Raw genomic sequence first — 24,017 nt, forward strand, 5'->3', positions numbered from 1 at the left:
TATCATGAAAATTCTGACCGTGTTTGGCACGCGGCCGGAGGCGATCAAGATGGCGCCGCTGGTACACGCGCTTAGGGGGATGCCGGGCGTGGATTGTCGCGTATGCGTCACCGCACAGCACCGGCAAATGCTGGATCAGGTACTCGACCTTTTTGAGATAAAGCCGGATTACGACCTGAACCTGATGAAGGCGGGGCAAACGCTTCAGTCGATCACGTGCGACATCGTGAACGAAATCACGCCCGTTCTCGCGTCGTATCGGCCGGACTATATGCTCGTGCATGGCGATACGACGACCACGTTCGCGAGCGCGCTGGCGGCGTTCTATCTGAAGATCAAGGTGGGGCACGTCGAAGCCGGGCTGCGTAGTGGCGACATGTACTCGCCGTGGCCTGAAGAGGGCAATCGGAAGCTGACAGGCCAGCTCGCCGACATTCATTTCGCGCCGACCGAGGCGTCGCGCGAGAACCTCATCGCCGAACGGGTTCGCGACGAGGACATCATCGTGACGGGCAATACCGTGATCGACGCGCTGCTGACGGTTACGCGCAGGCTCGAGCACGATCAGGTCCTGCAGCGCCAGATGCGCGATGCATTTCCGACGCTTGAAGACGGGCGCCGCATGGTGCTCGTTACGGCTCATCGCAGAGAGAACTTCGGAGAAGGAATCCGGAATATCTGTCAGGCGATCCGTCAACTGGCGGCGCACTATGCGGACGTCGATTTCGTCTATCCGGTTCACCTGAATCCGCAGGTCAAGCAGCCGGCAGAGGAAATACTGTCGGGCCTGCCCAACGTCCATCTGCTGAGTCCGCAGGATTATTTGCCCTTCGTCTATCTGATGTCGCGTTCGACGCTGATCCTGACCGATTCGGGAGGGATTCAGGAGGAGGCGCCGTCGCTCGGCAAGCCGGTGCTTGTCATGCGCGACACGACGGAGCGTCCCGAAGCCGTTGCTGCCGGTACGGTTCGACTCGTCGGCTCTCAAAGCGAACGGATCGTCGCAGCCTGTCGCGAGTTGCTTGATGACGCGGAGCGCTACGGGGACATGGCACGCGCACACAATCCGTACGGAGACGGCCGCGCATGCGAGCGCATCGTGCGTCACCTTGCCGGCGAAAGCGACCGCAGCGATTCGAAGTCGTTCTCTTCGATTCAGGGTTCGGTTCGGGCGTTCGCCGGGTAATGCTGCACACGGTAAGTGCGACCAGTCAGCTCTGATTCGTGTGGCATGCCGACCAGGTGCCGCGCCTCCATACCTCATCAAGGACGTTCAGTGAAAAATACCATTCAATCCATATCCGTTATCGGACTCGGATATATCGGTCTTCCGACCGCAGCCGTGCTCGCGTCGCGCAAAATCAAGGTCGTCGGTGTCGACATCGACCAGCATGCCGTCGATACGATCAATCGAGGCGAGATTCATATCGTCGAGCCCGAGCTGGATATCGTCGTGCACGCGGCAGTGAAGGAGGGATGGCTTCGCGCGACAACCCGGCCTGAAGCCGCGGACGCCTTCATGATCGCAGTGCCGACACCGTTTCGCGACGACTACGAACCCGACCTGTCGTATGTCAAGGCCGCCAGCGAGTCGATTGCCCCGGTTCTCAAGAAAGGAGACATCGTCATTCTCGAGTCGACCTCGCCGGTCGGTACGACCGAGCAGATGGTGGAATGGCTGGCGCGCGCTCGCCCGGACCTCGTGTTTCCTGACAAGGACGGGGGCGAGTGCGATGTTTACGTCGCCTATTGCCCCGAGCGGGTCCTTCCCGGGCAGGTCATTCGTGAACTGATCGAAAACGATCGCGTGATCGGTGGCGTCAACCCGCTGTCCGCGGTACGTGCGCAAGAGGTCTACCGCACGTTCGTCAGCGGTCAACTGGTGGTCACGGATGCTCGTACGGCGGAGATGTCGAAGCTGACCGAAAACGCATTTCGTGACGTCAATATCGCGTTTGCCAATGAGCTTTCACTTATTTGCGACAAGCTCGGCATCAATGTGTGGGAATTGGTCAATATCGCGAATCACCATCCGCGCGTCAATATCCTCCAGCCCGGGCCGGGAGTCGGTGGTCACTGCATCGCGGTCGATCCGTGGTTCATCGTCAACAAGACGCCAGACCAGGCGAAGTTGATTCGACAGGCTCGGGAAGTGAACGACTCGAAGCCGCACTGGGTAATCGACAAGGTGCGCGCCGCGGTCGATGGGCTGTGCGAAGCCGGAAAGACCCGGCGCGACATCCGAATTGCGTGCTTCGGTCTTGCCTTCAAGCCGAATATTGATGATCTGCGAGAAAGCCCGTCGCTCGATATCGCGCACAAGCTCTCCGACGCATATCCAGAGCAAATCCTTGTTGTGGAGCCGCATATCGACGCGATTCCGGAGAAGCTCGAGTTCGGTGGGGCGAGACTGATGGATGTGGATAGAGCGCTGGCACGCGCCGATGTCCTCGTCATGCTGGTCGATCACGCTCAATTCAAGGCGATCAAGCCGACTCTGCGCGAAACGCAGCGACTCGTTGATACCAAGGGCATCTGGAGTTGAATTGCGCCTGTCAGTGCTCCGTTCATGAGGCAGGAAAGCAAAGACGAATTTGAAAAGGCAGGGAAGTCGGAATGAGCGTGAAGGTCGATGTCGGTGCGGGTGATGATCGGGGTGAGCTTACTGTTTTGCGACGGGAGCGCGATCGGTATGCCGCGCTAAGCGCGGCACTGCGTGTTGAACGCGCTGCGCAGGACGAACTCGTGTCGCGGCTCGAGGCGGAAATCGCTCGATTGCGCGAGCCTCACGAGGCAGCGTCAAGTAGCGGCGCCGGCCCGGCATCGCGGCACGTCGATAGTACCGCGGCCCTTGCCGGATATCAGCAGACGATCACCGATCTCACGAGCCGATTCGACGGATTGAAGGCATTACGTGAACGGGAGGAGGAGACTTTCCGGCAGTACCGTGCGGACACAGGCGTAACAATCGAAGCGCTTGCGGCCGAACTTTCACAGCATGGCGAGACGATCGGCAGCCTGACGAGTGAGGTCGATGCGGCAAGGGACGTTGCCCGGCAGCAGGAACAATTGCGCGCCGCGGGCATTGCGGTGCTCGAGCAGAAAATTGCAGATCTGGAGTCCGAACGCAGTGCTCGCGCGATCGAGCGACAGGAAATGGGTTCGATGCTTTCCGTGCTGCGCTCGGAAAGCAAGTCGGCGTCCGCCACCCTCGAGAAAATCAAGCTGGATGCGGTTCGCAACAGGATGGCACTCACCGAGGCGAACGCGCAGATTGAACGGTTGCGTCAGCAACTGATCGCTGCAAACCAGCAGGTCACCCGGACGAAGAACACACTGTCGTTTCAGCTGGGGCACGCGCTGATATTCGGCACCAAGTCGTGGAGCGGATTTTTCGCCCTGCCGGGCAAACTGGTGGCGATTCACCGTCTGTCGAAGCAACGCCGTGATGACAGGCAAGCGAGGGGGCTGAAGAGCCCGAACGACCGTCCCATGCTGCAAACGGCGCCGGTTTCAGCGCGTGGAGATGCAGTCGAGCAGGTCGCGGTCGCCGCGCGTGCCAGGCTGCAGGGTCTGCACGATGATGACGGGCAGCAACTCGCCCACCGGATGAAGCAACTCAAGGTTGCGGCCATCATGGACGAATTCACGTTCGGTTCGTACGATCCGGAGTGCAACCTTCTGCAACTGACGCCCGCTCACTGGCAGGCCGAATTGAAGGCATTCAACCCGGACATGCTGTTCATCGAATCCGCGTGGCGCGGAAAAGATGATCTCTGGGGCAGCAAGGTCGGCCACCTCAGTCAGGAAGTCCTCGGTATTGTTCAATGGTGCCGCGATCACAAGATTCCGACGATCTTCTGGAACAAGGAGGATCCGGTACATTTCGAGACGTTTTTGACGACCGCGAAGTTGTTCGATTTCGTCTTTACGACGGATATCGACTGCATCCATCGCTACAAGGCCGCACTCGGCCACGACCGGGTTTATCTGCTGCCGTTTGCCGCTCAACCGCTCGTCAACAATCCCGTCGAGAAGTACGAACGGAAAGACGCGTTCTGTTTTGCCGGCGCCTATTACGTCCGATATCCGGAGCGGACGCGGGACCTGGGGAACTTCATTGTCAATTTGCCCGAGTTTCGACCGCTGGAAATCTACGACAGAAACTACGGTAAAAGCGACGCGAACTACCAGTTTCCGGACGAATACCAACCGTTTGTCGTCGGCAATCTGCCGTACGCGGAGATCGACAAGGCATATAAGGGCTATCGATACGCGATCAACCTCAACTCGATCAAGCAGTCGCAATCGATGTTCGCACGTCGCGTCTATGAACTGCTGGCGTCCAATACGATCACCATCAGCAACTTCTCGCGCGGCGTTCGTCTCATGTTTGGCGATCTGGTCGTGACGAGCGATAGCGGGGCCGAGATTCGGCGACGTCTCGAGGCATTGAACAGCGACGAAGCAGGCGCGCGCAAGCTCCGCCTTGCCGCGCTCCGCAAGGTGATGCTCGAGCATACCTATCAGGATCGACTTGCTTACGTTATCTCGAAGGTCAGCGAAGAGACCTTGCCATCGCTGCTCCCGCAGATCATCGTGATTGCACATGCCAAGGACCAGGCGCAAGCCGACTGCCTGCTGCAAGCATTTGAGCGGCAGCACTATCGGGAAAAAACGCTTGTGCTCGTCGTGCCGGAGCAGTTTGATCCCGCTGGGGTACCAGACGGAGGCACGGTGCGCGTGTTGTCTGCGCTTGAATCGGATACGGTAATGTTGCAGGCCCTGGCGTCGCCCGCCGCCTGGCTTTCCGTGATGGTCGCGGACGATTACTACGGCGCCCATTATCTGACGGATCTCGCGCTTGCGACGCGCTACTCGCAGGCGCGGGCGATCGGCAAGGTTGCCCAGTATGTGTGGTCGGGCAGCAAAGGCCTATCCCTGCTTCGGGAAGAGGCAGCATATACGCCCGTTGCCGAGATCGCTGCGCGGGCCGGTATCACGCGTTTCGATACATTGCCCGCGGTGTCGTTGCGCGACTGGACGAGGGAACTGTATACCGCGCGGTTCGATCACGAATCGTGCTTCGCTGTCGATGAATTCAACTACTGCCGAAGTGGTGTCGCGCTGGATGAGGCGGGGCGCGCGGCCGTTGACGATGTCGTGCTGTCCGATCAAGGACTGACGCTCGACGAAATGGAGCGGCGAGCGGAAGCAGTCGCACCGGAGCAACTGGAGAGCAATGCCCTTCCGCAGTTGCGCGGTAGCGATCTGGCATCGCTGCTGACGAAGGCGCCGGCGAACAGCAGCGTGTCGATGATCGAGCGCGGCGGGTGCCTGCAGGTCGATTCGGCGTTGCCGGATGGCTCGCACGAATATTGGTATGCCGCTCGCGATTTTTCCCCGTCCGATCTGTCGGTCGATAATGGGAAGCTTCAGTTCCACCTTGAAGTTTCGCCGGGTCTGAACGTTCAGATTGTCGTGCTGTTTCTCGACGGTGAAAAAGCGCGGATTGGCCATGTCGTGAAGGCTTCGAATCGCAATCACGATGTCGAGGTGCCGGCGGGCGCCGCGTACTTGCGGATCGGCTTGCGGGTATACGCCGGCGGTTCCGCGCGCGTGCAGTCGTTGCTGCTCGGTCACCGCTCGCTTCTGCCTGCGGATGTGTTTTCTCAAGGCGAACACCTCGTACTGACAAACCACTATCCGTCCTACGACGACCTGTATCGCAATGCGTTCGTGCACAGCCGGGTGCGCGCGTATCGCGCACGTGGCGTGCGATGCGACGTCTTTCGCTTCCGTGACGAACAAACGGTGGAGTATCAGGAGTTCGAGAACGTTGATGTGATGACGGGCGGCGCGGAGGTGCTGGACAGACTGTTGCAGTCGGGGCGATATCGCTCGGTCCTGGTCCACTTCCTCGACGATGCGATGTGGCGCGCGCTGAAGCCTTACGCCGATCGACTGAAGATCGTCGTGTGGGTTCACGGCGCCGACATCCAGCGCTTCGAGCGTCGCGCATTTCTTTATGACGATGACGAGCAACGCTCCGCTGCCGCCTTGAAGAGTGAGCGACGGGCGGAATTCTGGCGGAGTCTGCTGGCGGATCGGCCGTCATCGCTGCACGTCGTCTTCGTTTCGAAGTATCTCGCGACAACCGCGATGGAAGACCTCGGATTGGAACTGCCGCACGCTGCGTACAGCGTCATCCATAATCCGATCGATACCACGCGCTTCGACTATGTCGAGAAGAACGTCGAACTGCGCTGGAAGGTGCTGTCGATTCGGCCGTATGCGTCGAAGGTCTACGCCAACGATCTGAGCGTCGATGCGATTCTTGCGCTGTCTGGCACGCCGGATTTTGACCGGATGCAATTCCACCTCATCGGTGACGGTGCGCTATTCGACGAGACCGTAGCACCGCTGCGCGGATTGTCGAATGTCCTGATCGAGCGACGCTTCCTGACGCAATGCGAAATTGCCGATCTGCACAAGGAGTACGGCGTATTTTTGTGTCCCTCGAGAATGGATACGCAGGGCGTGTCGCGTGACGAAGCGATGGCGTCGGGCCTGGTCCCGGTTACCAATGCGGTTGCGGCCATCCCGGAATTCGTCGACGAAACATGCGGTGTGCTCGCGCCGGCCGAGGATGCGAAGGCACTTGCCAGAGGACTGCTGACGATCACCCGGGACTCGCGGCTGTTTGCAGACATGAGTGCTGGCGCGGCGCGACGCGTGAGACGACAGAGTGCTCACGATGCGGTGATTCGGCGAGAAATGGCGTGCTTTATTGGGGAAACGGAAGCGGCCGGGGCGGGAGAGACACCGGTTTCGCGATGAGTCGAGGTGTTTCATTGCGAATCGTGCATACCCGTGAGCGGTGTGCCTGAAGAGGATGATGGTGCGGGTCGTTGACGACTGGAACCGCGCCGTCACAAGAACTGCTGCGGGGAAAGATGGCTGACCAATACATGGATCGCGTCGTATTGAGCGAGCGGAACTCGATGATCTACTGCGCGGCGAGCGTTGCCGAGAAGACGTCGGTCGAACTCGGTGCGACGATCGCGGGGGGATTGCCGGATGGCACGAATCTGATTCTCCTGATCAGTGGTGATGCACTGACCGAGCAACATGCGACGGAAATCGGATTCGTGCCGACAAAGGGCGGCTATTACCAGTACCTGAAGCCTTCAGTGAACGGCGAGCGACTCTGCCATGCCTTCGATATCCTGCCGGAAGTCACTTCGGTCGGTATCCGGTTGTGGGGCATCGGCGTGCCGCCCGTCGTGCTGGACGACGTTCGCGTGACGGGCGTCGAAGCAGGTGGCTTTCGATTCCTGTCCGCTCGTCCGCGTCGCATCGTCAAGAAATGGGAATCGCTTGCCGTGCAACAGCAACCGCCGGTTGCTGCGAACTTGCTGCTCGCGAAGCATGCATGCGGTACGGCATGCGTCGTGCATTGCAATAAATGGTTCGACTCGATGGATGGGTACGAGCAGCGGACGAAGCGCTCCGAGTTCGGACGCGACGACGTTTATGTCGAACGCGACACCGGAGAACTGATCCCGGCGAGCATTCAACGCGCGCGGCCAGCGATGCTCGAAATTCCGGAATCGATCGACGTGTACTGGTCCGACATCGGCGACAAGTCGCGCAATATGGTGCGAAAGGCCCGCCGGCTCGGTTATGAATTCCGGGCAATCGATCCTGACGAATATGGGCAGGACATTTACGAGATTCGAACGTCGGATCCGATGCGTCAGGGTCGTCCCATTCCCGAGTATTACTACAAGAATCCGCCCGAGCATGTACTGAAGCCGAGTTCCGTCGGTTGCCGGCTGCATACCGAGCGATTCTATGGCGTTTTCAAGGACGATCGGCTGGTCGCGTACATCACGCTTTTCCTCTTTGGTGAGCTTGCGCAGGTCAATCACCTGCTGTGCCATCGAGATCACGCAAGCAGCGGCGCGATGAATCTCAACGTGTTCCACGTCGTGGATGAGCTCATCAAGCATCAGCCTGAGGTCCGCGTCCTCAACTATCTCTACATCGGCCAATCCCAGGGCGGGATCAACCATTTCAAGGAGAGCGTCGGCTTCCGGAATACTGCTTTCATGACATACGACAGCGTGGTCGAGCTGTACGTGCGACATAAGCAGAATCAGTTGCCGAACGACGGCTCGACGGCGCCAGTGGTGCCGTCCTTCAAGACGAAAGCGAAAGACGACCACTGGACGTTCATGCGCGAGCATGTGAGCGGCGACGTTATGCAGGCAATCGAGAGCCGCGTCGGCCGGCGCGTTGCCCGTCTGCCGATGCCTGTCTATCAGGAGTTCGAGCGCTATCTGTCCCGCGGATTGAGCGAGACGGTGATCGACTGGATGGAGGGAAGCTGCTTCGCGGTGCCGTTTCCGGATCGGATTCCCGATGCCGATGACCGACTTTGCAATTACATGCGACGGCGCTTCAAGCTGAGCCCCATATCGAACGACGGTTTCGAAACCGCGTTCAAGGGCAGCGATTTCCGCGTGCTGGGGTATTTCCAGGTCAGTGACGACGACGCTCTGTTCTTCAGAGGCCTGTTGGTGGTCGAAAAATTGACACCCGTGGGAAAGAGCAATGTTCGCGGTCTGACCGAGACGTTCCAGAAATTCGGAAAAGCGGGTTTGCGTCCGGATCCGATTGTGCGCAACAGACCCCAAGGAACGTTTGTGACGCGCGATCGTTTCATGGCGTCTGTTCCTGCGGATGAGTCGACCCTGGATCGCGTCTGCCTTGCCGACGAGTATCAGCCTTTGGCCGACGGATGGCGGCTCGGAAACATCGCAAAGATGTCGTTTCCGTATTCGACGGCGACGGTCGATGTCGAACTGGACAAGACGTTCGCATGGAACTCGGCGCTGCCGAACAACTCGGTACGCATGTGGTACTACTCGCTGATTTATATCGGACGATTGCTGGCGACGTACTGTCAATCCAACGACTTCGCGTCGCTGGATCTGGCGTTGTCATTGACGTCGGACTATCTCGACTACGTAGCCGTTGACGAGCATCGTGCCGGCGTCAACAGCATTGCGTCCGCTGATCACGCTACGGCTGAACGGCTGAAGGTAATGCTGACGCTGCATCAGATTGTCAGGAAATCGAAGGATACCCGAGGCATCGCGCTGTTACCGAGACTGCTCGAGGAAATGCATTACTGCGCCGAATGGCTGACGGAGGAGGCCAATCTCGGTGTTGGCAATCATCAGCTCATGGGCTGCATGTCCCTGATGTTCACCTATTCGCTCTTGTCGAACGAGACCGGTGCGGTATATCTCGAAACGGCGCTGCGCCGTGTGCGCGCTCTGCTGGACGAGTCCTTCGACAAGGACGGGCTGTGTAACGAGAACACGATCGGTTACCACAATTTCAACCTGTCGTTGTACACGAAGATTCACGATGCGCTCGGAAGTCTGGGGATTGCGGCATCGATGCGTGCAGATATCGAACCCGTTCTCGACAATGCGATGCGAGCGCTGCGGCTCGCCATTTTCCCGAACGGAATGATCCCGCCCATCGGCGACTCGCCGCGCTATGACTCGCGTGTCAGCTCCGTCAATGAGTCGTTCTGCTTCTTCGAATCCGGATTCGCGGTCGTCAAGCGCGACGGCTTCTACATGTCATTGATCTGCGGCGGCAGGACGAACTGGCATAAGCACATGGACGACACGGCGATCTACCTGCAGTACAGGGGGGAAGATGTGTTTATCGATGGCGGCAGCTATTCGTACGATCAGCGAGACCCGCATACACGTTGCATCACATCGTCGGCGGGCCATAGCGGCGTGTTTCTTTCCCAGTTCGATGGCTTGCCGCGATACGAACTGATCGCGAAGTATGGACCGGTATCGGGCAGCATCAAGCGGTTCGAGGAAAGCGACGACGGCGTGCGCATCGAGTGCGCGTACTCGGTTCCCGGGTGCTGGACAAGTTTCCGGAGATTCGTGTTCGTCCACTGGATAGGGGAAGTTGTCATTGTGGACACGGTCAGGTCGCCGAATCCCACCGCTGCGGTACAGCGCTTTCTGCTGGCACCGAACGTTTCGGCGCACGCGGAGCAAGGAATCATCCGCCTGCAAGGCGAAACGTTTGAAGGCGCGATCATTCATTCGTCGCAGCATGCGGATTTCTATCGCGGCGAGCAGGATGGAAAGGTGCGAGGTTGGAGTACGTACGACTTCGGTGAAATCTCGCCGACGACGGGTATCGATCTGAGCGGCGGACCGGTTGCCGGAGAGTTCTCGTCGATCGTGGTGTTGAACGGCACTGATCCGGAAGGCTGTTCCGTCAGGGCGCGTGCATTCGCGAACAAATCCGATCCGTTCTTCGCGAATTGATCGGTCGGCACCGACCTTCATGCGGCTTTTCACAGATTTACGGTCTCGGCCTATGAACGATATTTCAAACTGCCATCACTCGCCTGATGGCATTCAGCTATCCGATGCAGGTGTTCAGTTTTCGCTCGACATAGCGGGAGTGCAACGCTTTTCAATTTGCATGGACCTGGTCTGTGGAGCCCAGATCGCGACCAATTGCGCGTTGATTCAGATCGAATTCAGCGAGCCGCCGAATGAAATTGAACGACTCGGGCTCGTACATTCCCATCATGGTTGGTGGTATCGATATGTGCCGACCCGCGCAGGACGCGTGTCCGTCAACTGGGAATTTTCCCAGGCCGCTCCGTTCGCGGGTATCGTTCGCTTCAAGATTGTGACGTGGGGAGCGGGCGACTTCGTACGACTTCACTCGTTCGTCGCACTGACGAGCCCGCTTGCCGAGCAACTGGCGGCTCGGTATGAAAGTGCCCGCGATGCAGCGCGATATCCGCCGAAGGTGTGGGCCAGCATTAGCGAATTTCTGTCTGCGACCGCACTGCCGAGTTGCGCGCATATCGTCCCCGTCAACGATCTGTTGATCGAATTCTTGCTCGTCGATCGGCGCAGCCCGGCGTTATTTTGCTTTCTCCACGGCAATGCACCGCGTTCGGACGTGTTCAAGCTGCCCGTGTTCAGTGGCGTATCGATGATGAACGACGTGAACAGTTCCGTCCTCATCTTCTCCGATCCTGCATTGTTGCTGGATCCTGATTTGACGCTCGCATGGCACGTCGGCACATCGACCACGCCGCTGCAGTATTTGTATGAATTGATCACGGAAAAGGTCCGTTCGGTCCTCGCTCCCGAAAGGCTGGTTTTCTGGGGCGGATCGGGAGGCGGCTTCGCGTCGTTGTATCTGTCGACGAGGTTTGCCGATTCGACCGCCTTCGTATGGAATCCACAGACTTCAATCCTGGCGTTCGAGGAGACGGCGGTGCGGAATTTCGGCCGCGTTTGCTTTGGCACCGAGGATCTCGGGACGCTGCGCGAAAGGCTCGAAAAAGTGGCTGTGGCCGACTTATGGCGGGTCTATCCAAGCGACAGGAACCGCGTGGTCTATTTGCAGAACTTTACCGACTGGCACACCGACTACCATCTAAAGCCGTTCCTGTCGAATTCGAGTTTTCGCGACGTTCGTGGAACCGAGTTCTGGGGATGGCTGGAAGATCGATTTTTCCTTCACCTCGGCAATCTCGCGCAAGGGCACGAACCGCCGCCGAAAGAGGCGATCAATGCATTCCTGGTCAGGCTCGCGCATTCCGGGCCAGACGCGATCGAATCGGTCAGCGTGATCCCGGGCCGAACGGCGAATCATGTCGGCGCGTCGCATGACTCGCGTGTGAATGAAGAAGGGCCGCGAGCCTGAAAACAATGAGCAAGGTGTGGTGCAGCTATGAATGAAGCATGGATCGATCGGGTTGTACTGAACCGCGGGCGGGCGGTGCTGAGCGGTATGTTCACCGTTGAGCGCAAGAGCGCAGTTCGTCTGTCCGCGGTGGTCGGATGGACGCTGCCCGAAAAGAGCAACATGCTTTTCGTGATCACCGGTGAGCATTTGACCGAGGCAAAGGCGGCGGAAATCGGCTTCATCAAGACGTCGTCCGGTTTCTACAGGTATCTGCTGCCGTCGATAAAGGACGGAAAACTCGCATTCGACTTCGATGTGATTCCGGAGGTGACCGGATTCCAGATTCGGCCGTGGAACATGACGACACCTGTTGTACTCGAGGACGTCGTACTGACGAGCGAAGATGCCGTTCCGGCGTTTCCCGGTGCGTCGCGGAGGATCGTGAAGCGGTGGCATGCGCTGACCGCGGACGGCAGCCAGCCACTGTCGGCAAATTTCCTGATTCGCAGGACGAACTGCGGATTCCATTGTGTCGCACACTGCAATCGCTGGTTCGAGTCGATGGACGAGTTCGCGATTCGGGCGCGAAGTGAGGCGTTCGGTCGAGACGATGTGTATGTCGAGACGTACACGGGGGAACTGGTTCCTGCCTCGCTGCAGCGTGCTCAACCTGCCATTCTCGAAATCCCGGCTTCGCTCGACAAGTATCTGAAGTCGATCGGCGACAAGTCGCGAAACATGATCCGGAAAGCCCGGAAGCTCGGTTATGAATTCAGGAACATCGCACCCGAGACGCTGGGCCAGGACATCCATGACATCAGGACTTCCGATCCGATGCGGCAGGGGCGCCCGATCCCCGAGTATTTCCATACGAACCCGCCGCAACACGTACTCGGACAGAATCCGGCGGGATGCGAGATCCATACCGAGAAATTCGTCGGAATTTTTCTTGGTGACCGGTTGGTGTCGTATATCACCGTGTTCCTGTTCGGCGAGCTGGCGCAGGTCAATCACATTCTTTGCCACAAGGCGCATGCGACGAATGGCGTGATGAATCTCAACGTCCTGCACCTGGTCGACGAGTTGATTACGCATCATCCTCATGTGAAGGCGGTGAACTACATGTACATCGCCGGCCACGATAGCGGTATCGACACATTTCGGCGCAGCGTCGGATTTGCGCCTCGCAGCTTCCTGACGTATGACGGTGCGCCAGCGATGTTTGCCGGCCTTCATGCGCAATCCGTGTCCGGCGACGAGCCGAGCGCACGGCAAGCGAGCAAGGGAAAGGAAAAGCTCCGGTTGTCGCAATGGGCGTTCATTCGCGAATCGATCGCGGAGAAGGGCGCACTTGCTCATGTCGCCGGCAGGATCGGGCGTGCAGTCGTCGAGATGCCGAAGCCGGTTCCGGAACAATTCGTCGAGTACATCGGCAAGGGACTGGTGAGGTCTATCGCGGTTCAGCCCGCCGGGACGATCATCGCCGTTCCGTTTCCGGGGCGAGCCGATGTGGAGACCGGCCATGGCGTCACCGACTATCTCAATCGACGTTTCAAAGGGGTCCCGGTTGGAAACGACGGTTTTCGGGCCGGTTTCAAGGGGGGCGAACTGCGTGCGCTCGCGTTTTTCGAAATCACCGACTGGGCTGAACAGTTCTGCAACGGCATCCTGGTGCTCGAGAAGGTAACCGAGGCGCCCGGCACCTCGCCGGAAACCGTCGAGACAACGGACGTTCAGGTCAAGACGGAAGCCGATTTCCTGGCAGCGACGGCAGTCCGCCCATCAAGACTGGAGCGAGTGCGCCTGGTCGATGACTACCAGCCACTTGCCGAGAATTGGCTGAAGGCCGGCATCGCGCAAATGTCGTTCATGACAGGGGCTACGCGCATCGAAGTCAAGGTCGGTACACGGTTCCCGTGGAATCACACGTTTGCACTCAATGCCGACCGGATGTGGTACTACTCGCTCGCCTATGTTGGTCGCCTGCTCGCAACCTGGGCACAACGCAAGGACACGGATGCACGCAAGCTGGCAGTCGACCTGATCTCCAGCTTCATGGATTTCACGGCGATTGCCGAGAATCGGCTTGCAATCGGTCGTATTCCGTCCGCCGACCACTCAGCAAGCGAGCGATTGAAGGTGCTGCTGACCTGCCATCAGGTGCTCGAGGAGGTTGGCGCGTCGACGGCGCTGCGGGTGCGTCTCCTGCGCGAAATTTACCGCTGGGCAGAATGGCTGGCTGACGATGGAAATCTTGGCGTCGGAAACCACAAGCTGATGGGCGCGACATCGCTCATCTATGTCGGTGCGTTACTGGCTGACGGTGAAGGCAGCGGTTACCTGAAGATTGCAGCGGATCGGATTCTGTCGCTTGCAGCGCAGTCGTTCGACAAGGATGGTCTCTGCAATGAGAACACGATCGGCTATCACAATTTCAATTTGTCGCTGTACCGCAAGCTCCGCACCATACTCGCGAACCTCGAGATCGCCGGTGACCTGAGCGACGGCATCGATGCCCTGATCGGAAAAGCCTCCCGTGCACTCGAACTATGCGTGCTTCCCGACGGTAAAATTCCGCCGATAGGCGATTCGCCGCGCTACGATCTCGGATTACCGTCGCGAAACGGAGCATTTTGCTTCTTCGATTCCGGATTCGCCGTGGTGAAGCGTGACGGTTTCTACTTTTCACTGATATGCGGCGGGCGAACGGAATGGCACAAGCAAATGGACGATTCGTCGATCTATCTGCAGTACAACGGGGTTGACGTCATAGTCGACGCCGGGAGCTATTCCTACGATCAGAGTGATCCTTATTCGCGCTGCATTACGTCGACCACTGGCCACAGTGCTATTGTTCCGGCGGCGCTCGACGGCTTGCCGCGACACGAGGTCCAGTCGAAGTTCGGTCCGGTCTCAGGGCGCATCGAGCGGTTTGAAGAGTCGGATGACGGTGTCCGGATTGCTTGCGCCTATACGGTGCCCGGATGTGACGCAGCGCTCAGCCGTTATGTGTTCGTGGGGCAATCGGACGAAATCGTCGTGGTGGACACGTTCGAAGCACCCGATACCGCCGATATCGTGCAACGTTTTCTCCTCGGCCCGGAGATCGAAACGGCGAGCGACGACGAGTGCATTCACCTGAGCGCACAAAAGTTCGCAGGCACCCTTATCCATCGGGGTGCAAATGCCGATATATACAAGGGCCAGTGTGATGACAAGATTCGCGGCTGGACTGCCTTCGAGTTCGGCAAGGTCACGCCGACCACCGGCGTTGACTTGCGCTCGAGAGGTGACGAGAGGGCGTATGCGACGATCATTCGCTTCGGTGGTGGCGGATCGGGTGACGGCTCATCGGCCGCGGTGAACTTCGCAGCGCGCATGGACCCGTTCTTCGAGACGGGCGCCGCGCGATTGCGTGACGACAATTAAAACAAGTACGAGGAAAAATGGATGGCGCGCAGTAAACCGAAGCTTCTGATTCATGGAAGTTGCGTGAGCCGAGACGCCTTTACCGATCGATTTACGCAAGCGGAGCAATATGAGCTCGCGGGCTATCTCGCGCGCAGTTCGCTCGCGACCGCATTTTCGTCGGGGGTGGTCGAGAACGTCGACTTTGACGCGATCGCATCGCCGTTTCAGCGCCGGATGGTTCAATCGGACGTCGAGCACGGATTGGTGGCGGTACTCGCCACTGGAGGATTCGATTTTTTGCTGATGGACCTGATCGACGAACGATTCAGTGTGTTCGTTGATGAGCTCGGTGCGAGCTGTACCGTATCGGGTGAACTGCTGTCGTCGGGATTCGACGTCGGGGTGCGTCGCGGCACGGTGATCAAGCCGTTCACGGATGCGTTCTTCGAGCGGTGGGAGAACGGCTGGCGCCAGCTGGTCGCGTCGTTGAGCGCAAAGGGGCGGCTCGACGCACTGATCGTGAACGAGGTGTACTGGAGCTCGGCCTGCTCCGACGGCACCGATTTCTCGCCGGCGTACTCGCACGACGACGTTGCGCAGGCGAACGCGTTCCTGTCGAGGCAATATGCGCGGATGCGCGAGGACCTCGCCGAGGGACAATTCCTGCATTTCGAGTCGACATTGCTCGTCGGCGCAATCGACCATCAATGGGGAAAGAGTCCGTTTCACTATGTAGGTGGGTATTACACCCACTTGCTCGATCGCCTCGATCGGTATGTGGCGCGGACCGGGGCGGGTGCCGCGGAAACTTCTGACAAGCAGGGGAGCAGCGTGGGTTTCGTAAGGTATGTCCGGGACAAGCTGCGGCTGGCCGGAAGCCGGTTCCGCGAGGAAGACACGACGCCGCCGACGGCTTGGCACAGCGACCGTGTGACGTTGCAGAAGGCGATGCAAGGGCTCGAGGTTTCAGTACGCGCGACGGCGGCGACGCGCATCCGCCTGAGCGCGATCGTCAACGGTGACCTGTCGGGCAACCGCAACCTGCTGCTCGTCGTCGCTGGCAATGATCTTGTCGATGCCGACATGCATGCGATGGGGTACATGAAGTCGTGGGTCGGCTACTTTCGGTATCTCAAGAGCGACATGCGCGAAGAGCGGCTGACGACGGAGATCGCAGTCGACGGCCGGATCACATCGCTCAAGGTGCTGACCTGGAACTTCGATGGCCCCGTCATCCTCTCGGAAGTCAGCTTCGAATCCGGCGGAGCAGTACTCGATAGTCCGGCACTGATCGCGAAACGCAAGGATGGCAGCCAGGCGGTCACCATCACGCGCGAGCCGGCGATCCGCGCGAACCTGCTGCTCAAAAGACACCGTTGTGGCCCGGAATGTATTGTCCATTGCGACAAATGGTTCACGTCAATGGACGCATTCGCATCAAGGCACGACGTCAAGCGTTTTGGCCGGGAGCCGGTATTTGTCGAGGCCGCGAGCGGGGAATTGATGCCTGCCAGCCTCCAGAAGGCCCGCCCCGCATTTCTGACGATTCCCGATACGGTCGAAGCGTATCTGCGGTCGATCGGCGACAAGTCCCGGAACATGATTCAAAAGGCGAATCGCCTCGGATACCGGTTCCATGAAGGTGGCCCTGCAGGCTTCGAACAGGACATTTACGAGATCCGCACGTCGGATCCGATGCGCCAGGGGCGGCCGATTCCCGAGTACTACTATTCGAATCCGCCGATTTACGTGCTGAACCCGAGCGCAGCCGGCTGCGAATATCACACGGAACGATTCTTCGGCATCGTGCACGAAGGGCGTTTGGTTTCATACATTACGCTCTTCATGTTCGGAGAACTCGCACAGATCAACCACATCCTGTGCCACAAGGAGCACGTGAAGAACGGGGTAATGAACCTGAATGTATTTCACGTCGTGAAGCAGTTGATCGAGAAGTATTCGTGGGTCAAGGCGATCAACTATCTGTACGTCGTGGATGACGGGATGGGAATCAACCTGTTCAAGCGCAGCGTCGGATTTCGATCGCAGCGCTTCATCGCGTACGACAGTACGCTGGACGCGATTTCGTATATCGAGACAGAGCGAGAGGACGAGCGGGACTCGGACCCGGACCCGGCTCCGACCGTCCCGCGTGAAAGCCAGAAGCCGCGGGTCAAGCTGAAGAAGTGGGCGTTCGTGCGGGAAGCGGTGCCGCGGGAATCGCTGCCGGCAAAGCTTGATTCTCTCCTTGGTAGACCGTGGGTCGACGTGGCGTATCCGGCCGAGGGCGACTTTGCGAGGTTCTGTTCCGTTGGATTGGTCGAAAGCACGGAAACCCATCCGGTGGGCGCTTGCTTTCTGGTGCCGTTTCCGAGCCGCGCGGCCGAAGGCAGTCATCCGGACGTCGCGCAATATTTAGCCAAACGTTTCAAAGGTAACCCGATCCCGGATGACGGATTCTCGGTGGGATTCCGTGGAGGAAATTTGCGTGCACTCGCCTATTTGAGTATCGAGGAAAATGCGGCAAATCTGTTCGACGGCGTGCTCGTGCTGGAGAAGGTGGCGTGATGCGGCATGGAACCGCTTCGCCGAAGGCCGGCCGTCGGGAGTGCCCTTGAGTATCCGCAAGCATCCGACTATCGCTCTGGTCGCGGACGGCCTGACATCGTCGAGCCTCGTTTTCGATAGTCGCATCGTTCCATTGTCTCCCCGTGGATTTCGCTGGCGGTGGGCGTTTTCGCGCCCGGACTATTTACTGGTCGAGTCGGCCTGGTCAGGGGTTCGTGATCGATGGAAATACAAGATCGCCGCCTATCCTGAACACCCGGAACGGACGAATCATGCGTTGATCCGGCTAGTCGAAGCCGCGAGGCATCGTGGTATTCCGACGGTGTTCTGGAACAAGGAGGATTCGGTTCACTTCGATCGCTTCGTGGACAGTGCGAAGCTGTTCGATCACGTGTTTACGGTCGACGCCAATGCCGTGCCGCGCTACAAGGCAGTGATGGGCGCGCAGGCATCGGTGCACACCTTGATGTTCGCAATCCAGCCCAGGACGCATGGCTTTACCGGCTTCAACTTTAAATTCCGTCGTGCGAACTTCGTCGGCAGCTACAGCAGCGAGAACCACGCGCGGCGCCGTGCGTGGCAGGACACGTTGTTCGGTGCGGCATGCGGGACTGGCCTGGGTCTGACTGTCGTCGACCGCAATTCGGGCCGCAAGGCGTCGCATTATCGCTTTCCGGCGCTTGACGGCCTGGATGTCCAGCATGCACTCCGTCATGAACAAACGGCCCAGATGTATCGCGACTACGTCGTGTCCTTGAACGTGAATACGGTCGAGGACTCGCCGACCATGTTCTCGCGGCGACTGGTCGAGATTGTCGGTTGCGGCGGAATTGCCGTAACAACGCCGGCGAGGTCGGTCGATGCGATGTTCTCGGACTTCTGTCATGTCGTGCGCAGCGGCGACGAGGCGCGCGAGCTATTCGCGCGCCTGCGCAGCGGCCCGTCCAACCGTGATCTTGAGCGCGCACGAGCGGGTGCGGAATACGTGGCGAAGCACCATACATGGCAGCATCGCCTCCGCCAGATTGCCGAGGTGCTGGGGCAGTGAGTACGATCATGCAACGCGTGCGTGACCGTGTGCTGTTGCGCGTGTGGCGGCGATGTGCGGCGCTTGTATGCGAGCGGCCGCCGCGGCGCATACTGGTCCTTGGGGATTCTCACGTTCGCGTGTTCGAGCACGCCTGGTTCGCATTGCGATTGCCGAACGTGCAGTTCGACATCGAATACGTTCCGGGCGCAACGGCAATCGGCATCGATAACCGTCATTCGACGACGTCCGCATTACTACGTTTCACGAACCGGCTCGCGTCTTCACGGCACGATTGGGTGCTGCTCAATCTCGGAGAGGTCGATACCGCCTATTCGCTGTGGAAACTGGTGGAATTCCGATCGTGTCCGATTCCCGTATTGCTTGACGAGGCGGTTCGCAACTATTGCGAGTTCATTGCCGAAGTGGCGGCGGCCCACCGGGTCGCCGTGCTCAGCGCGCCCTTGCCGACGCTGGCGGACCAAGCGGCGCCGCGTGACGAGACGGCTGCTGTCCGTCAACAGGTATCGGCAACCCAGCACGAGCGGACCGGACTGGCGCGTGAATTCAATACTCGTATTGAAGAATTCTGTCGTGCGCACGGTGTCCCGTACCTCGATTCAAGTCCGCACGCGCTTGGCGGCGATGGCTTGGTCAAGCGATCCTGGTGCCATCCCCGCCGGTTCGATCACCACTATGCGCGCCCGCCGTATGCGCGTTGCCTCGTACAACAGTTGCAGGTGCTGTTTGCGATGCCGCTCGCGGGGGTCGAACGTTCCGTGACGCGCGACAGCGTGCGCGGCGGGGCGGAATCATGAGTCGTGCGCCACGCTGGATCGTTCCGATTCAAAGTGTTGGCCTGTGGGCATGGTGCGGCACCACGCCATGGCTCGACGGTATCGTTTCGTGCGGTTTCCCATGGCAGCGATCCGGCATTGCCGGTGTTCTCGGCTGGGGACTGCGTGACAGTGGCCGGCGCGCCCAGGCGTGGGGCCTGCGTGCCGGCGTGGACGTACTGCGTATCGAAGACGGCTTCCTCCGCTCCGTCTCGCTCGGCGTGCTCGGCGATGCCGCCCTGTCGATCGTCATCGACGATCTCGGTATCTACTACGACGCCAGCCGGCCGTCCCGTCTCGAGATGCTCGTGAAGGACGTCGCCGGGCTGGCTGGCGACCGTGCCGATGCATTGCGCAGCGAGGCCGATCGCGCGATGTCCCTGATCGTCCGCCACGGCCTGTCCAAATACAACCACGCGCCCGACTTCGTTCCTCCCGCTGCCTGGCGCGACGACGCGATTCTGGTCATCGACCAGACCCGCGGCGACGTCGCCGTCCGTCTCGGCGGCGCCGACGAATCCTCGTTTCGCGCGATGCTGGCCGCTGCGCTCGCCGAAAACCCGGACAAGCCGGTCTGGATCAAGACGCATCCCGACGTGACGTGCGGCAAGAAGGCCGGCTATCTCGTCGACGCTGCATTCAGCGATTCGCGCGTGCGTCTGCTACCGGCGGACGTGAGTCCGCCTTCGCTGCTGAAGCGGGTCGGCAAGGTCTACGCGGTTTCGTCGCAGATGGGCTTCGAGGCGCTGCTATGCGGCAAGCCGGTCGTGACATTCGGCTTGCCGTGGTACGCCGGATGGGGGCTCACCGACGACCGCCATGCGGACGCACCGATCGTTGCCGCTCGTCGCGGCAGCGCGACGCTGCACCAGCTGTTCGCCGCGGCATACCTGCGCTATTGCCGCTACCTCGATCCTGAAACCGGCAGCCGCGGCACGATCTTCAACGTGATCGCCCATCTCGCGAAGCAACGCCGGCTGAACGAAGTGACGAGAGGCGAGCTCGTGTGCGTCGGGCTGAGCCTGTGGAAGCGCAGCGTGGTCGCACCGTTTCTGCGGCACGGCGGCGCGCGCGTGCGTTTCGTCGACTCGCCGGCGGCGTTGCGGCGTCTGCCGCCTGATGCGTCGCGTCGCGTCGTGCTATGGGGCGCCCGCCGTCCCGATGTCGCTGTCGTCGCGCAGGAACTGGGTTTGCCCGTGCTTCGCATGGAGGACGGGTTCATCCGCTCCGTCGGTCTCGGCTCGAACCTGATCGCACCGCTTTCGCTCGTGATCGACGATCTCGGCATCTATTTCGATCCGCGCACGCCGTCCCGGCTGGAGGCAATCCTCGAGCGAGGCGGCTTCGACGATGCGGAACTCGCAGAGGCCCGCACCGTGCGCGCGGCACTGGTCGACGCGCGCATCGGCAAGTACAACGTCGGCAACGGCGGCGTCGTGTTGCCGTCGCCCCGTCCGGCGAACGTGATTCTGGTCCCCGGGCAGGTCGAGGATGATGCATCGATCCGGACCGGCTCGCCGTGGATCTCCACGAATCTCGGTTTGCTGTCGAGCGTGCGGGCCGCCCATCCCGATGCGTTCATCGTCTTCAAGCCGCATCCCGACGTCGTCAGCGGTAATCGCGCGGGCGCGGTTCCGCTGCATGAAGCGCACAGGCTTGCTGATGCCGTGGCGCCTGAATCCGACGTGATCGCCTGCGTCGAGCAGGCCGACGAAGTGCATACGATGACGTCGTTGACCGGCTTCGAGGCGCTGCTGCGCGGCAAGCGGGTCGTCTGCTACGGTGCGCCGTTTTATGCAGGCTGGGGGCTCACGCACGACATCTTCGCGAGCGCATCGCCAGGCGCCGGGCACATGCCGATCGCCGGCGATCGGCCGGATACCCATCCGGTGTGGTCGCGCCGCCGCCGCCGGCTGACGCTTGACGAGCTGATTGCCGGGACGCTGCTGCGCTATCCGCGTTATGTGCATCCGGTTTCCCGCGCCGTGATCGACGCGCGACACGCAATCACATTGCTGCACGCGCAGCGTCAGTCGACGGGGCAGGGCAAGCTGAAGCGCAATCGGCTGAAGCAGCAGTCCGGGAAAGTCAAGATGTGGGCGCTGACGACTTACTCGGAATACCGGATTTCGGCGCGCAAAAAGCTTTACATGTCGCTGCAGCGCTGGCTCGCGAAGCTTTAGCCGGCGGTCAAAGGGAAATGGTGCTGACGGCGTCCGGTAACGCAATTCTGCTATAGCGTTTTTCGGACAGCCGAGGTTGTATCGTTATCTCGTAAAACGATACAATCGTTCACCTATAAATCCGGGGCCAAAAAATCGGGGTAGGGGTGGTGGTTTAACTGCCGGCGCATTCGGCGTTCATTTCGTGTGTGTGCGTAAAAATATTGAAAAATGATAAATCATATTAATAATGCGACGCTCTTTTCTGATTCTGCAGGGCACGGCATCGCCGTTCTTTAGCCGATTGGCTGCTGCGTTGCGGAGTCGCGGCCATTGCATTCGCAGGATTAATTTCTGTGGAGGAGACCTGGTCTATTCCGGAAATGGTGCTGCGAACGATTACACCGCGCATCCGGACGAGCTTGCCGCGTGGTATGCGACAACGCTGCGAACCGGCGATGTGACGGATGTGATCCTGTTCGGCGACTGCCGGGCCATTCACCGGCCCGTGCATCCTGTCGCCCGCGATCAGGGTGTCGCCGTGCAGGTATTCGAGGAAGGGTACGTGCGTCCGCACTGGCTGACACTCGAGCGTCATGGCGTCAATGGCCGTTCATTGCTGCCGCGCGATCCGGCGTGGTATCTGGATCAGCGCAGCGTAACGCCTCCGCGCGATCTGGGACACGCCACCGGATATCGACTGGCCGTCCGTGCATATCACGACATGCGCTATCGTGCGGCCAATACACTGTATCGGTCCCGTTTTCCGAATTATCGCAGCCATCGTCCGCGCAACGGCTTTGTCGAATACGCGGGACTGGCGACGCGCGCGTTGAAACAACCGATATTCGATCGCGAGTCCGAGCGCGTGACGCAGCGCCTGCTTGCCGGCCGACCCTATTATCTGTTTCCGCTCCAGGTCAATGCGGACGCGCAGATCGTCCATCATTCGCCATTCGGCAGCGTGCGCGCATCGATCGACGCCGTATTGCAATCATTCGCGCAGCACGCACCCGGCGGGCACGACCTGCTTGTCAAGAACCATCCACTGGATACGGGCGTGTTCGATTATCGCGGCCACATCCGGCAGCTGGCGCGCGCACTCGGGATCACCGATCGCGTGGCGTTCATCGACGCCGGCCATCTGCCGACGCTGCTCGACCACACGCGCGGCGTGGTGCTGGTCAACAGTACCACCGGGATGTCGGCGCTTTACCACCATTGCCCGCTGATCGCATTGGGCGTGGCGATCTACGACATGCCGGGACTGACTTGGCAGGGCGGACTCGACAGCTTCTGGGCGCATGCCGAGCGGCCCGACGAAGGCCTGTTCCACGCCTTTCTGGATTATGTGATTCATCACACGCAGATCAACGGGGACTTCTATACGGATACCGGCATCGACATGGCCGTGGAAGGCGCCGTGCGACGACTGGAGGCAACCCAGGTGGAGGTCAGTCATGCGTTCGCCTGAACCACGTCATGTCGTGATCACCGGCGCGACGGCCGGACTCGGGCGCGCGCTGGCGCTGGCCTATGCCGGGCCCGGCGTCGTTGTCGGGTTGATCGGCCGCGACGCCACGCGCCTCGACGAGGTGGCGGCGGCCTGCCGCGCGCGTGGCGCGACGGTCGAACGCGGTCGTGTCGACGTGTGCGATGCCGAAGCGCTGCGCGCGTGGCTGGATGCGTTCGACGACGCGCATCCGATCGATTTGCTGATTGCGAACGCGGGCGTTGCGAGTACGCTCGCGCATGCCGACGACTGGGAGGAACTCGAGCGCACGACCGTCGTGGTCGATACGAATCTGTACGGTGCGCTGCACGCGGTGCTGCCGGTGATCGCTCGCATGCGCGGGCGTCGTCGGGGTCACGTTGCAATGGTCAGTTCGCTCGCGGCGTTGCGCGGAATGGCGATTTCGCCCGCGTACTGCGCGAGCAAGGCGGCGGTCAAGGCCTATGGCGATTCCGTGCGGCCGCTGCTGGCACGCGACGGCATCCGGATGTCGATCGTATTGCCCGGATTCGTGAAGACCGCGATGAGCGACGTCTTTCCCGGCGACAAGCCGTTCATGTGGTCGGCCGATCGCGCCGCGCGGCATATTCGCCGCAGACTGCACGCGGGCCGGGCGGAAATCGCGTTTCCGGGCACGCTCGCGCTCGGGATGCGGCTGTTGACGCTGTTGCCGGCGCTGTTCGCCGATGCGATTCTCGGCAAGCTGTCGTACCTGCCGCGCGAGGGCCGCTAGC

At 60.1% G+C, this 24,017-nt stretch carries 12 protein-coding genes; all 12 read left to right on the forward strand.

Annotated elements, in window-relative coordinates; genetic code table 11:
• The first annotated feature begins 4 nt into the window (after positions 1–4).
• The 12 genes from wecB (at position 5) to DIE22_RS08445 (ending at position 24,016) form a co-directional block, all read left to right on the forward strand.
• On the forward strand, positions 5–1,186 hold the full coding sequence (wecB, locus tag DIE22_RS08390) for a non-hydrolyzing UDP-N-acetylglucosamine 2-epimerase (RefSeq protein WP_124604851.1): 1,182 nt from the start codon (positions 5–7) through the stop codon (positions 1,184–1,186).
• A 45-nt stretch (positions 1,187–1,231) separates the two neighbouring features.
• A complete protein-coding gene (wecC, locus tag DIE22_RS08395; RefSeq protein ID WP_260426628.1) occupies positions 1,232–2,545 on the forward strand; it encodes a UDP-N-acetyl-D-mannosamine dehydrogenase in 1,314 nt (437 codons plus the stop codon).
• A 71-nt stretch (positions 2,546–2,616) separates the two neighbouring features.
• Positions 2,617–6,840: a glycosyltransferase gene (locus tag DIE22_RS08400; protein ID WP_124604853.1), complete on the forward strand. Its 4,224-nt coding sequence runs from the start codon at positions 2,617–2,619 to the stop codon at positions 6,838–6,840.
• A 71-nt stretch (positions 6,841–6,911) separates the two neighbouring features.
• A complete protein-coding gene (locus DIE22_RS08405) occupies positions 6,912–10,379 on the forward strand; it encodes a heparinase II/III family protein (RefSeq protein ID WP_124604854.1) in 3,468 nt (1,155 codons plus the stop codon).
• Positions 10,380–10,431: 52 nt separating this feature from the next.
• Entirely contained in the window at positions 10,432–11,784 is a 1,353-nt protein-coding gene (locus tag DIE22_RS08410; protein WP_124604855.1) for a hypothetical protein, read from the forward strand.
• 27 nt (positions 11,785–11,811) lie between these two features.
• Positions 11,812–15,195, forward strand: a complete 3,384-nt coding sequence (locus DIE22_RS08415; protein WP_260426629.1) for a heparinase II/III-family protein — start codon at positions 11,812–11,814, stop codon at positions 15,193–15,195.
• A 21-nt stretch (positions 15,196–15,216) separates the two neighbouring features.
• Entirely contained in the window at positions 15,217–17,745 is a 2,529-nt protein-coding gene (locus tag DIE22_RS08420) for a DUF6270 domain-containing protein (RefSeq protein WP_124604856.1), read from the forward strand.
• Between the two features lie 40 nt (positions 17,746–17,785).
• Positions 17,786–18,793: a glycosyltransferase gene (locus tag DIE22_RS08425; protein WP_260426630.1), complete on the forward strand. Its 1,008-nt coding sequence runs from the start codon at positions 17,786–17,788 to the stop codon at positions 18,791–18,793.
• On the forward strand, positions 18,790–19,590 hold the full coding sequence (locus DIE22_RS08430; RefSeq protein ID WP_260426631.1) for an SGNH/GDSL hydrolase family protein: 801 nt from the start codon (positions 18,790–18,792) through the stop codon (positions 19,588–19,590). Before DIE22_RS08425 ends, DIE22_RS08430 begins: the two co-directional genes overlap by 4 nt.
• Positions 19,587–21,791, forward strand: a complete 2,205-nt coding sequence (locus tag DIE22_RS08435) for a capsular polysaccharide biosynthesis protein (protein WP_124604858.1) — start codon at positions 19,587–19,589, stop codon at positions 21,789–21,791. Before DIE22_RS08430 ends, DIE22_RS08435 begins: the two co-directional genes overlap by 4 nt.
• A 229-nt stretch (positions 21,792–22,020) precedes the next feature.
• Positions 22,021–23,244 (forward strand): capsule biosynthesis protein, encoded by a 1,224-nt coding sequence (locus tag DIE22_RS08440; protein ID WP_124498283.1) that lies wholly within the window; start codon positions 22,021–22,023, stop codon positions 23,242–23,244.
• Entirely contained in the window at positions 23,231–24,016 is a 786-nt protein-coding gene (locus DIE22_RS08445; protein WP_124498284.1) for an SDR family oxidoreductase, read from the forward strand. The genes DIE22_RS08440 and DIE22_RS08445 overlap by 14 nt, the downstream gene beginning before the upstream one ends.
• Position 24,017 lies beyond the last annotated feature (1 nt).

This window comes from Burkholderia sp. Bp9142 (assembly GCF_003853415.1).
Classification (GTDB): domain Bacteria; phylum Pseudomonadota; class Gammaproteobacteria; order Burkholderiales; family Burkholderiaceae; genus Burkholderia.